The 12,267-nt window shown below is 72.0% G+C and carries 12 protein-coding genes; 7 read left to right on the top strand and 5 right to left on the bottom strand.

Translation table 11 applies throughout. The features are described from left to right. Positions 1-98: 98 nt before the first annotated feature. A complete protein-coding gene (locus AOM46_RS05825; protein ID WP_062206711.1) occupies positions 99-857 on the top strand; it encodes a trans-aconitate 2-methyltransferase in 759 nt (252 codons plus the stop codon). 50 nt (positions 858-907) lie between these two features. On the opposite strand, the gene AOM46_RS05820 is transcribed toward AOM46_RS05825, so the two are convergent. Continuing rightward, positions 908-2,143, bottom strand: coding sequence for an NADP-dependent malic enzyme (locus AOM46_RS05820; protein WP_062206710.1), 1,236 nt, complete (start codon positions 2,141-2,143; stop codon positions 908-910). 587 nt (positions 2,144-2,730) lie between these two features. Here AOM46_RS05820 and AOM46_RS05815 point away from each other — a divergent pair. From AOM46_RS05815 to AOM46_RS05805, 3 genes are read left to right on the top strand one after another with little or no spacing between them, the layout of a single operon-like run. Then, complete coding sequence (locus tag AOM46_RS05815; protein ID WP_062206709.1) at positions 2,731-3,690, top strand: ABC transporter substrate-binding protein; 960 nt, start codon at positions 2,731-2,733, stop codon at positions 3,688-3,690. Positions 3,691-3,735: 45 nt separating this feature from the next. Beyond that, on the top strand, positions 3,736-4,719 hold the full coding sequence (locus AOM46_RS05810) for an amino acid ABC transporter permease (RefSeq protein ID WP_062206708.1): 984 nt from the start codon (positions 3,736-3,738) through the stop codon (positions 4,717-4,719). Positions 4,720-4,724: 5 nt separating this feature from the next. Next, complete coding sequence (locus AOM46_RS05805; RefSeq protein ID WP_067225964.1) at positions 4,725-5,522, top strand: amino acid ABC transporter ATP-binding protein; 798 nt, start codon at positions 4,725-4,727, stop codon at positions 5,520-5,522. A gap of 66 nt (positions 5,523-5,588) precedes the next feature. Here AOM46_RS05805 and AOM46_RS05800 read toward each other — a convergent pair whose 3' ends face one another. Continuing rightward, a complete protein-coding gene (locus AOM46_RS05800; protein WP_062206706.1) occupies positions 5,589-6,131 on the bottom strand; it encodes a GNAT family N-acetyltransferase in 543 nt (180 codons plus the stop codon). A 128-nt stretch (positions 6,132-6,259) separates the two neighbouring features. On the opposite strand from AOM46_RS05800, the gene AOM46_RS05795 reads away from it, so the two are divergent. Then, positions 6,260-7,222, top strand: a complete 963-nt coding sequence (locus tag AOM46_RS05795) for a zinc-binding dehydrogenase (protein ID WP_062206705.1) — start codon at positions 6,260-6,262, stop codon at positions 7,220-7,222. A 61-nt stretch (positions 7,223-7,283) separates the two neighbouring features. Here AOM46_RS05795 and AOM46_RS05790 read toward each other — a convergent pair whose 3' ends face one another. From AOM46_RS05790 to AOM46_RS05780, 3 genes are all read right to left on the bottom strand, one after another. Beyond that, positions 7,284-8,231 (bottom strand): PadR family transcriptional regulator, encoded by a 948-nt coding sequence (locus AOM46_RS05790; protein WP_062206704.1) that lies wholly within the window; start codon positions 8,229-8,231, stop codon positions 7,284-7,286. A gap of 1 nt (position 8,232) precedes the next feature. Beyond that, positions 8,233-9,129 carry a hypothetical protein gene (locus AOM46_RS05785; RefSeq protein WP_062206703.1) on the bottom strand — a complete coding sequence of 299 codons (897 nt, stop codon included), beginning with the start codon at positions 9,127-9,129 and terminating at the stop codon, positions 8,233-8,235. Positions 9,130-9,354: 225 nt separating this feature from the next. Then, a complete protein-coding gene (locus tag AOM46_RS05780; protein ID WP_062206701.1) occupies positions 9,355-9,534 on the bottom strand; it encodes a DUF6104 family protein in 180 nt (59 codons plus the stop codon). A gap of 123 nt (positions 9,535-9,657) precedes the next feature. On the opposite strand from AOM46_RS05780, the gene AOM46_RS05775 reads away from it, so the two are divergent. Together AOM46_RS05775 and AOM46_RS05770 are read left to right on the top strand one after the other, a co-directional pair. After that, positions 9,658-10,089, top strand: a complete 432-nt coding sequence (locus tag AOM46_RS05775) for a CU044_2847 family protein (protein ID WP_062206700.1) — start codon at positions 9,658-9,660, stop codon at positions 10,087-10,089. 35 nt (positions 10,090-10,124) lie between these two features. Continuing rightward, a complete protein-coding gene (locus tag AOM46_RS05770) occupies positions 10,125-12,203 on the top strand; it encodes a trypsin-like peptidase domain-containing protein (protein WP_158920265.1) in 2,079 nt (692 codons plus the stop codon). Positions 12,204-12,267 lie beyond the last annotated feature (64 nt).

The raw sequence follows: 12,267 nt of genomic DNA, 5'->3' as shown, positions 1-12,267 counted from the left end.
ATAGTCGGCACGGGCCATAGTAATGGGCTGCTCCGGATATCGGCCCTTACTGGTGGCTCTCGCGTCTTCTCGACCGACACCGAGCCCAGGGAGCGGACATGACGGACTGGTCTGTTTGGCAGCAGAGTTGGGACGATCAGCAGGAGTGGTACCTGCCGGATCGGGAGGAGCGGTTCCGGGTGATGCTCGACGCGGTCGAGGCCGTCGTCGGGGACCGGCCCCGGGTGCTCGATCTCGCCTGCGGCACCGGCAGCATCAGCGCCAGGGCGCTGCGGCGGTTCCCCGAGGCGGTCAGCACGGGCGTCGATCTCGACCCCGCGCTGCTGACCATCGCCAGGGGCACCTTCGCCGACCACCCCAGGGCCGGGTTCGTCAGGGCCGACCTCACCGACCCCGACTGGACGGCCGCGCTCCCGCACCCCTCCTATGACGCGGTGCTGACCGCGACCGCGCTGCACTGGCTGCGCGAGGACGCGCTCCGCGCGCTCTACGGCCGGCTGGCCCAACTGGTGCGCCCCGGCGGCGTCTTCCTCAACGCCGACCATATGCCGTACCCGCACACGCCCCGGATCGACGCGGCGGTCAGGGCCCACGAAGAGGCCAGGCAGCTGCGGGAGAAGGAGCAGGGCGGCGCCGACTGGGCGCAGTGGTGGCGGTCGGCCGCCGAGGCGCCCGAGCTGGCCGCCGCCACGGCGGAGCGCTACCGCATCTTCGGCGACCCCAGCGAGGGCGACCACTCCGACGGGCAGATGTTCTCCGTCGACTGGCATGTCGACGCCCTCAGGACGGCTGGCTTCGCCGAGGCCAGGCCGGTCTGGGCCTCGCCGAACGACGCCACGGTGCTGGCCCTGCGCTGAGGCCGCGTCCCCGTCCCCGGCCCACGCGGGCCGGGGACGGACGAGGCGGGTCAGATCCGCGCGACCCCCTCGGCGCGCGCCGCCTCGGCGACGGCGGCGGCCACGGCCGGCGCCACCCGCTCGTCGAACGGCGAGGGGATCACCCGGGTGGGGCTCAGCTCGTCGGCGACCACCGCGGCCAGGGCCTCGGCGGCGGCCAGCTTCATGCCCTCGGTGATCCGGGTGGCCCGCACCCTGAGGGCGCCGGCGAAGATCCCGGGAAACGCCAGCACGTTGTTGATCTGGTTGGGGAAGTCGCTGCGCCCGGTGGCCACCACCGCCGCGTGCCGGGCGGCCACCTCCGGGTGGACCTCCGGGTCCGGGTTGGCCATCGCGAAGACGAACGCGCCCGGGGCCATGGTCGCCACCGCCGACTCGGGGACGGTGCCCCCGCTGACCCCGACGAACACGTCGGCGCCGGCCAGCGCGTCCGCCAGCGAACCGGTCCGCCCCTCCCGGTTGGTCAGCTCGGCCAACTCCCGTTTGACGTCCGTCAGATCCGTGCGGTCGGCGGAGACCACGCCGCGCCGGTCGCAGACCACCACATCGCCGACGCCGGCGCCCAGCAGGATGCGGCTGATGGCGACCCCGGCCGCGCCCGCCCCGGAGATGACCACCCGCAGGTCGGCCGGCTCGCGCCCGGTGAGCCGGGCCGCGTTGCGCAGCGCGGCCAGCGTGACCACGGCGGTGCCGTGCTGGTCGTCGTGGAAGACCGGGATGTCAAGGCGCTCCTGGAGGCGCCGCTCGATCTCGAAGCAGCGGGGGGCCGAGATGTCCTCCAGGTTGATGCCGCCGAAGGACGGTGCCAGCCGGGCGACGGTCTCCACGAGTTCGTCGGGATCGCGGCAGTCGAGCGCCACCGGGACCGCGTCCACGCCGCCGAACTGCTTGAACAGGATGGCCTTGCCCTCCATCACCGGGAGCGAAGCCTCCGGCCCGATATCGCCCAGGCCGAGCACCGCGCTGCCGTCGGTGACCACCGCGACGGTGCCCGACTTCCAGGTGTAGTCGTCGACCAACTCGGGCCGCTCCGCGATCGCCTGGCAGACCCGGGCGACGCCGGGGGTGTAGGCGAGGGAGAGATCGTCCGCGTCGCGCAGCGGAACGGTGCCGAGCACGGCCATCTTGCCGCCCCGGTGCAGGGCGAAGACCGGGTCGATGCCGGCGTCGGCCAGCTCGGCCGGCCGGGAGTGGGTGGGCTGGTCGCGGGTGAGTTCACCGCGTGGGTTGATGATCTCCGAAGCCACTGGCTGAGAACCTCTTTTTTGGTGCAGTTTGGCGCAGTTCAGTGCAATGCGGCATACCGCGGGGCAACGCGGTGCACCGTGACTGTTCGCGGGTGGCCGCTCTCCGGTCGGAGCACGGGCGGCACCACGTCCGCTGCCCGTCCGGCACATGGCTGCCGGCACGGGGAGGGTGCGGACGCCGGGCGCTTCGCACAGACGCCCAGGCCCCGGGTGAGGGGTGTAAGGGTCGGTTCTACCGGATGGAGGGGTGGGGAGACGAATGGGTTCGGCGTCCGGGCGAGCCGTGCCCCGAGTGCGCCGAGCGCGTGCCCGGCGCACGGGGCGGAACGCGCGCCACCTCCGCTGACCTGCGGTGGCGCGGGCGCGTGACGCATCTCTCAATGGCGCGCAAGGAACCGGCCGGGCCCGCGAGTTGTCCACTTCCGCTCTCCGGTGTCGGTTGTCCGTTATCCGATCTTGATCTACTGGCCGGTGAAGTTCCGCGTTCGGATGGCAGGATGTCCTCTCATCTACCGCTGAACTCCGTCGCGACACTCGAAGACGCGTGCCCGACCCCCCTCGGTTTCCCGCCCCAGGAGGACCACGCCATGACTGCCAGCCTCACTCGCCGCTCTCGTCTGGCCGCGGCAGGTGCGCTCGCCGCCGCCGGCGTTCTGCTGCTCGGTGCCTGTGGTGACCAGACCGACGACGCCGGAGGCGACTCCGGCGGGTCCGGCGGTTCGGAGTCCTCGAACGGTGCCGAGGAGACCGAGGAAGGCGGCGAACTGTTCGACCTGCTGCCGGAGAGCATCCGGAACGCCGGCGAGATCAAGGTCGGTTCGGACATCGCCTACGCGCCCATCGAGTTCATCGACGAGAACGACGAGATCGCCGGCATCGACCCGGACATCGGCGCCGCGCTCGGCGAGGTGCTCGGGGTCGACTTCGTCTTCGAGAACGGCACCTTCGACGGCCTCATCCTGGGCCTGAACAACGGCCGTCACGATGTGATCATGTCCGCGATGACGGACACCGCCGAGCGTCAGCAGGGCGTCAGCGAGGACGCCGAGGGCGGCGCCGACTTCGTCAACTACTTCCAGGCCGGCTCCGCCATCCTGGTCCCGGCGGACGACCCGCACGGCATCGAGTCCGTGGCCGACCTCTGCGGCCTCAACGTCGCGGCCCAGCAGGGCACCGCCAACGAGGCGGTCGTCGAGGCGGCGCAGGAGTCCTGCGACGAGGCGATCAACCCGCTGATCAACCAGGTGGACAGCGACTCCATCGCCGCGCTCCAGAGCGGCCGCGCCGACGCGGTGATCACCGACTACCCGGTGGCGCTCTACAACGAGCTGACAGCCGGCGACGGCGGGCTGTTCAAGGTGGTCGGCGAGCAGATCGACGCCGCGCCCTACGGCATCGCGGTCGCCAAGGACAACCCCGAGCTGCGCGACGCGCTCCAGGCCGCCGTCCAGGAGATCATCGACAACGGCACCTATGCCGAGATCCTGGCCGAGTGGAACGCGGAGGCCGGCGCGATCGACGAGGCGACCGTCAACGCCGGCGAATGATCCGGTAGGGCCAGTCAGCAGCGACAGCCAGCGAGAGCGATCTTCGTGTCAGACTTCCGTGAGTCACCGCCGGCCGGCGTCTCGAAGGAGGCGCCGGCGGGCTCGGTACCGCCCGAGGACATCGTCGCCATCCCGGTACGACACTGGGGACGGTGGATCGGCGCCGTCCTGGTGTTGGCGCTGCTCGGCGCGCTGGTGTGGGCGTTTGTCCAGGCCAAGATCAACTGGGATGTGGTGGGGGAGTACCTCACCTACGACACCATCGTCGAGGGCGCCGGCAAGACGCTCTGGATCACCGTGCTCTCCATGCTTCTCGGCGTGGTCCTCGGCGTGATCCTGGCCGTGATGCGGCTCTCGACCAACCCGGTGCTCTCCGGCGTGGCCTGGGGCTATATCTGGTTCTTCCGGGGCACTCCGGTGCTGGTCCAGCTGTTCCTCTGGTACAACCTGTCGTACATCTTCGACACGGTGAACCTGGGGTTCTACAAGGACGAGATGAACGACGTCATGACGCCGTTCCTCGCCGCGCTGCTGGGCCTCGGCCTCAACGAGGCCGCCTATATGGCGGAGATCGCCAGGGCCGGCATCCAGTCCGTGGACCGGGGACAGACCGAGGCGGCGCACGCGCTCGGGATGAACAACGGCCGGACACTGCGGCGGATCGTGCTTCCCCAGGCGATGCGGGTGATCATCCCGCCCACCGGCAACGAGTTCATCAACATGCTGAAGACCTCGTCGCTGGTCTATGCGATCCAGTACAACGAGTTGTTCCGCGCCGGCACCAACATCAGTTCCCGAAACCTCGCGGTCATGGAAATGCTGTTGGTGGTCACCGCCTGGTATCTGGTGCTCACCACGGTGTTCAGCATCGGTCAGTACTACCTGGAACGACATTTCGCCAAGGGCAGTCAACAGGAGTTGTCGCCCACCGCCTGGCACCGGGTGCGCACCCAGCTGACCAGCTTCCGCACCAAGAGCCCCACCGGTCCCTCCGGTCGCGCCGGCGGCTCCGATGCGAGTGGAGGGTGAACGCGATGTCCAAGGATGCGACGCCCGACCGGTCGACGTCCGGCCGTCCGATGGTCAAGGCCGAGCGGGTGCACAAGCGCTTCGGCTCCGTCGAGGTGCTCAAGGGCATCGATCTTGAGGTCAGTTCCGGCGAGGTCTGCTGTGTGGTGGGCCCCTCGGGGTCCGGCAAGTCGACCCTGCTGCGCTGCGTCAACCATCTGGAGAAGATCAACGCCGGCCGGCTCTGGGTGGACGGCGAGCTGGTGGGCTACCGGCAGCGCGGCGACAAGCTCTACGAGATGCGGGAACGCGAGGTCGCAGAGCAGCGCCGCGATATCGGCATGGTCTTCCAGCGGTTCAACCTCTTCCCGCATATGACCGCCCTGGAGAACGTGATGGAGGCACCCGTCCAGGTCAAACGGGTGCCGAGGGCGGAGGCCAGGGAACGCGCCGAGCGGTTGCTGACCAGCGTGGGCCTGGCCGACCGGATGCTGAACTACCCGACGCAGCTCTCCGGCGGACAGCAGCAACGGGTGGCCATCGCCCGCGCGTTGGCGATGGAGCCGAAGCTGATGCTCTTCGACGAGCCCACCTCGGCGCTCGACCCGGAGCTGGTCGGCGAGGTGCTGGACGTGATGCGCCAGCTCGCCGAGTCCGGCATGACCATGATCGTGGTCACCCATGAGATGGGCTTCGCCCGCGAGGTCGGCGACAGCCTGGTCTTCATGGACGAGGGCGCCGTCGTGGAGACCGGCGCCCCGCGCGATGTGCTGGCCGATCCCCGCGAGGAACGCACCCGCGCCTTCCTCTCCAAGGTGCTCTGAGGCTCAGGGACCCGGGCCCGCGCCGTCGTGGCGCGGGCCGCTGTGGTTTGCGGCCGGTGGCTCGGGTCAGCCGCCGTTGAGCGGGATGGTCCAGGCGCCCAACGGGGTGCCGTCCACCGGGGTCAGCTGGCCGGACTTGCTCCACCCCAGGGACTGCGCGGCCGTCTGCCCCGCGACATTGTCCGGCTCGATCAGGGCCAACGCCACGGGCGCCGAGCCACGGGAAAGCAACTCGCGCAGCAGCCGCCCGGCCAGCCCCTGGCGCCGCCGCCGGGGATGCACCATCAGCCCGGCGACCACGAACACCCGGCGGGTCTCCGCCAGTTGCTCCAGGTCGTGTGGCTCCTCACGGAAACCGGGCCACCAGGAGCCGTACTGCTCGGCGACAAAACCGTAGGCGTAGCCGGCCGGTTGTGGATCGCCCGCCAACACCAGGTCGAAATCCGGCTGCTGCACGTCGAAATCGACGAAGCGGCGGAGAAAGGCCGCCCGATCGGGCGGCGGCGCACCCGGGATGTCGTCACGCGAGGCGGCGTGCAGATCACCGAGCTGCTCGCGCTCCGTCTCGGCCTGCCATCTGCTGAGCCGGCGAAGAAACAGCGTCCCCATGTCAACCTCCCCGAAAAGAATCATCTTTGCACCTCAGGACCGCTTCGGGAATGGACCGTGCGGTTCTGTACGGTGCGGCCCGGCGGGCGGGGTGGCCCCGGGCCGTCGACCCGGCTAGCGTGCGCGACATGTTCGCCGCATATGTGAGCCATTTTGACCGGGACCGACCGCTCAGCGGACTGCGACTCGGCGATCGGCCCGATCCCGAGGTGGCGCCGAACTGGGCGCGGGTGCGGGTGAAGGCGGCCTCGGTCAACCACCACGACCTGTGGTCCCTGCGCGGGGTGGGCCTGGGCGAGGGCGCGTTGCCGATGATCCTGGGCTGCGACGGGGCCGGCATCGACGAGGACGGGAACGAGGTGGTGCTGCACTCGGTGATCGGGGACTCCGGCCACGGGGTGGGGCCCGACGAGCGCAGAACGCTGCTGACCGAGAAGTACCAGGGAACGTTCGCCGAGTATGTGACGGTGCCTCGGTGGAATCTGCTGCCCAAGCCGCCCGAGCTGTCCTTCGAGGAGGCCGCCTGCCTGCCGACCGCGTGGTTGACGGCCTACCGGATGCTCTTCAGCCGGGCCGATGTGCGGCCGGGGGACAGCGTGTTGGTGCAGGGCGCCGGCGGTGGCGTCGCCACCGCCGCGGTGATCCTGGGCACGGCGGCGGGCCTGCGGATGCTGGTCACCAGCAGGGACGAGGGCAAGCGGGAGCGGGCGCTGGCCCTGGGCGCCGAGGGCGCCTATGAGCCGGGGGCCCGGCTGCCCCGGCGGGTGGACGCCGTGCTGGAGACGGTGGGCTCGGCCACCTGGCGGCACTCGGTGCGTTCGCTGCGGCCGGGCGGCACCGTGGTCATCTCGGGCGCCACCTCGGGGCAGAGCCTGCCGGAGGCCGAACTGAACCGCATCTTCTTCCTGGAGCTGCGGGTGGTGGGCTCCACCATGGGGAGCAAGGAGGAGCTGGCCTCGCTGTTGTCCTTCTGCCAGGCCAAGGGGGTGCGTCCGCTGATCGACTCGACGCTGCCGCTGGACCGGGTCGGCGAGGCGCTGGGCCGGATCGAACGCGGCGACGTCTTCGGGAAGATCGTGCTGACCCCCTGAGCCGGCGGCCCCGTCGCTCGGGGCCGACGGCTCACGCCGGCGGGCAGGAGGGGGGCGGGTGTCAGGGCTGGGGAGAGCGCAGCATGGCCACCAGATGGGCCGAGGCCACCGAGATATGGCGGCGTGCCTCCCGCAACTGCTCCTGGCTGACGCCATGGTCGCGGGCGGCGTCGCGCACATCGTCGCGGAACCTGTCCAGCAGCTGCTCCAGGGCCCGCGCCGGATCCGCCGGCTGATCGCCGCCTCCCTGCTCGGGAGCGGCCTCCTCGGCGCCGGGCGGCGCATCCTCCTCGGGCGGCTGGGACCAGCCACCGGGCCAGGGCATATGCGGCTCGACCCAGCGGCTCCAGCTGCCCAACTCGCCGCTGAGGCCGTCGAATCCGGCGCGGACCGCGCCGGGCCAGTCGCCGGCGCCGGCCCGGGAGCGCACCTGCTCCTGGATACGGCGGGCGGCCTGCTCGAACTGCTCCCGGCCGGTCGCGTCTGGGCCGTCCTCGGGGCCCTCGGGCCCGTCCGGCGCCGGCGGGGCCGTGGAACGCGCCCGCCTGGCCTCCTGCCTGGCCCATCGGGCCTGCCGCCGCCAGTCCGGATGGCCGTCGGGGCCCGGGCCTCCGCCGTGGCGCGCACCGGCGGCCGCGGCGCGCATGACCTCCTCCCGGAGATCCTCGGCCGAGGCGCTGACATCCTCGCGGATGCCGGCGGCCAGCGCGGCCAGCGACTCTCCCAACTCGCGCTCCAACGCGGCCAGCTCGTGCTGGCGGTTGGCCAACTCCCGCTGGCCGTCGGGCGTCAGCGAGTAGATCTTCCGGCCGCCCTCCTCGGTGTGGCTGACCAGGCCCTCGGAGGCCAACTTGGCCAGCCGGGGGTAGACCGTGCCGGCGGACGGGGCGTAGAGGCCCTGGAAGCGCTCCTCCAGCAGGCGGATCACCTCGTAGCCGTGCCTCGGGGCCTCCGCCAGCAGCTTGAGCAGATAGAGGCGGAGCCGGCCGTGACCGAAGACAGGAGGCATCTCACACATCCTTACGGGCGGTGGTGGGACGGTCGACTCGCGGCTCGTCCGCGGCGGACTCCTCGGCGGACGGGGACGCCTCGGCGGCCGGGCCCGGCAGCAACACGATGGGGCCCGACACGGAGGAGCAGCTGATCGAGCCGGCGCCGGAACCGAGACTGGCGGAGAGCTGTCTGGCGCGCCAGCCGCCGACTCGCATCCCCGGGATGGCACAGGAGATCGCGCCCGTGATCGTGTGCCCGGAGATCGTGGCGTTCGTCTGCTCGGGGACGCGCAGCGCCAACTCGCCCGAGATCGTGCCGAGCCGCACATCGGGCGGCGGAGCGGCGTCGGCGATATCGATCACCAGACTCCCGCTCACGGAGTCGGCCGTGAGGCTGGGCCCGCCGCTCTCCAGGGCCGTCAGATCTCCGGAGACGGAATGGAAGCGCAGCGGCCCCGTGACCGACTGGGCCGCGACGGCCCCGGAGACGGACTCGACGGAGACCCGGCCGCCGAGCCCCACCAGCGTGACGTCCCCGGTGAGCGTGTTGACGTCGCAGGGGCCGGAGACGCCGTTGATCATCATCTCGGCGCCGACGGCGGCGAGTGTGACCCGGCAACCGCGCGGCACGGAAAGGGAGATCACCGCCTCCCGGGAGGCGCGTCGACGGGAGAGCCAGGGCAGGAACCCCTGCCACGGCAGATCGCGATAGCCCACGACCAGGCGCTCACCCGACAGGCTGACCAGCAGCGGTGGGCCGTTGACCGCCGAGATCTCCAGGCGGGCGGCGGGCTCGTCCGTGCCCACCACGTTGACCGTGCCGCCCATCACCCGGACCTCAAGCACCTGGACCGGATCCTCCGCGAAGGAGAGCGTGCGGGGCTCGGCGATGGACCACTCGTTGTTCCGCGCCATCGCGCCTCCCTCGAATCGCGGCCCGGCGGCCGACGACACACGTCTCTATCGCATTCGCAAGGAACACGATATATCGCGTGTGGCTCGCGTCAAGGGCCGGGGCCGCTCTCGACGTTCGGATCGTTGCGCGCCCAACTCGCGCGCGCCGGGCGCGCGCGACGTGTGAGCGTGTCGCCCCACCGCGCGCCCCCTCGAACTCCGGGGCCGCGGACCACGCGTTCCCGACTACTCGTCGTCCTCGTCGTCCAACCGGGCCAGCCAGGTGGCGAGTCGCTCGACCGGCACCTCGAAGTCCGGGTTGAGATCCACGAAGGTGCGCAGCTGCTCGGCGAGCCAGTCGAAGCTGACCTCCTCCTCGCCGCGCCGCTGGGCGAGTTCCTCGATGCCTCGGTCGGTGAAGTACACGGCGTGCTCCAAGCTCCGGGAAGGGGACGTGGTTACGGGACGGTAGCGGAAAGAAAGTCCAGGATAGGCAACTGTCGGTGGCGGCCGGTAACCTGCCTGCACACAAGGAGCGACGGGGGTCTCATGAGCAGCGAAGTCACCCGGGTCAGCCTGCCGGACGGCACCCCGGTATGGGCCAGGATCTCGGATGCCGAACAGGCCCAGGTGCCCGAACAGCAGCCGCGCTCCGGCTATTCGGGTTCCGGCGGTTCAAGCCCCGGCGGTTCAAGCCCCGGTAATTCGGGCTCCAGTTATTCGGACACGGGGATCGCCCAGCGCGCGGTGGCCCAGTTGGAGAGCTTCCGCGATCTGATCAGCGGCGTCGCCGCCTCGGTCGCCGACGGGGTGCGCGACGCCCGCCCCGACGAGGTCAGCGTGAGCTTCGGCATCGAGCTGACCGCCAAGGCCGGCAAGGTCGTCGGCCTGCTCGCCGAGGGCGAGGCCAAGGGCGCCATCACGGTCACCCTCACCTGGCAGGGCCCGCCGGTCGCCGGGCCGTCCCGGGACGCCACGTGACATGGGGGGACGCCGGGGGCGCACGGCCGGCGGGCGTGGACCCCTTCGAGACCCTGGCGCCGCTCGTCGCCGCCGCCACCGTACGCATCCATCCGCCGCCGACCGGGTATGCCGAGGGCGAGCCGCCGCCACCGCGCGGCAGCGGGTTCTTCGTCGCCCCCGAGTGGGTGCTCACCTGCGCCCATGTGGCCCTGGGCGGGGACGGCGGCCGGGAGGGGAGGCGCGAGGTGGGGCTGACCTTCAGAGGTGTGGACCGCCCGGTCGCCGGGCGGGTGGAATGGGCCGAGCCCGAGGAGCCGCCGCCCGGCGGCGGGTTCTGGCCGGCTCCCGATCTGGCGCTGGTCCGGCTGCTCGATCCGCCGCCGCCGGGCCCGGAAGGCCCCGGCTGCGTCTGGCTCACGGAGCGCACCGCCCGCGTCTTCACCCGGGAGGAGGTCGCCTTCTTCGGCTTCGCCGAAGTGGCCGGCTCCTTCGTCGACATGAGCGGCCGCTGCACCATCAAGGGCCAGATGGGCGCGGACGGGCTGCTCCGCCTCGGCAACGAGGACGAGTTCCCGGCCGGCGTCTCGGGCGGGCCGCTGGTCGATCTGGAGCGCGGCGAGGTGATCGGCGTGCTCAAGGCCCGCAGGGACGGCAGGGACGGCGGGCTGGCCACCTCGGTCGTCCAGTTACGCCGCCTCCCGGACGCGGTCGGCCCGGTCGGCGCGCTTGCCGACGACGGCTATCAGCGCGTGGTGCACGCCCATGACACGCTGCACGCCGAGCGCCACCGGGATGTGGACTCGGGCGAGACCACCTGGACGGACGCGCAGATCGAGCTGTCCGTCGGCGTCCCTGGCGCCCTCTCGCCCGGTCAACGCGTCGAACTGCTCGGCCTGTTGGCCGATCTGCCGCCGCCGGTCTCCACCAAACGGCTGGGCGAGCTGGTCGCCGAGCTGCGCGGCCGCCCCTACGAGGGCACGCTGCCCGCCCCCAGGGGCTGGCGGGACGGCCTCGGCCTGCTCTACGACCTCAGACGGGGCGTCACCGAGCTGGAGGCGGTGCTGCACTACGCGCTCCGCGCGGCCACCGACGAGCGTCCCTTCCCCGGCTCGGCGCGGGCCGAGGAGCGCCTGCTGGACTGGGTCCGCAGGCTGGCCGCGCAGGCGCCCGGCCTGCCGCGCCGGGTGCGCATCGGGCTGCGCGAGGAGCAGGACGAGCGGCTGCGGCACCGCGCCGCCCTGCTGCGGCGGCGCCCGCGCCCCGAGCCGCCCTGGGACATGGAGTGGGAGCTGCTCGACCTCCCGGCGGAGCGGGCCGACGGGGTGGACGCGCATGCGCTGCTGGAGATCACGCCGCACGGCTGGGAGCGCGGCCGGTACGACTGGCGGGTCTGTGTCGTCAGGGGCGACGGCCAGCTCACCGCGATCGCCGAGGACTCCAGGGCGGTCGGCCCCGGCGATCCGCCGGGGCCGCTGCGGGCCGCGCTGGCCGAGGCGTTTCGGCGCGGCGACGAGCCGCGCAGTCCGGTGCCGTTGCATGTCGCCGTGCCGTACTCCCTGCTCGGCTTCCCGGTGGAGCGGTGGCGGCTGACGCACGACGGGCCCACGTTGGGCGAGCGCCGCCCGGTGGTGGTGCGGTGCACGGATCCGGCGCCCGGCGCCGAGGACAGCGAGGAGATGCGGGCCCTGCGGCTCGACCGCTGGACCGAACTGCACATGGGCCGGATGACCCCGGACATACTGGACTGTCACGCCGGATGCGCGCGCTCGCTGCCCAAGCAGACGGAGCTGATCGGTCGGGATCAGGCCACCGTTCCGGTGCTCTGTCGTACGCCGGCCAGCGGTGGTGAGCCGGCCGCGCTGCATCGGGTGATGGCCAGCGGGTACAACGTGATCCTGTGGCGACGGGAGATCGCGGAGCGCGATCCGGAGTGCGAGGACTTCCACCAGGGGGTGGCGGGCGCGGTCGGCGGCGCCGGGCAGGCCGGGCGGCTGCCCGCGGCGCTCTGGCGGCTGCGCGAGGCCGCGGCCGGTGGCTCCGACGAGGCGGGCTGGTCCGCGCAGTTGGCCCTCCTCTACGCCGATCCCCGGGTGCCCCCGCTCGGCGAGGACGACTTTCTGGAGGCGCCGTGAGCGGGCGCGGCCCGGCCAGGTTGACCCGATCCGCCCCGCCCTTCCCCTGGGCGCGGTCCGTCTC

The sequence above is a fragment of the Streptomyces sp. NBRC 109706 genome (assembly GCF_000974485.1).
In the GTDB taxonomy this organism is placed as follows: Bacteria; Actinomycetota; Actinomycetes; order Streptomycetales; family Streptomycetaceae; genus Streptomyces.
This window is presented reverse-complemented; position numbering and strand designations above follow the sequence as displayed.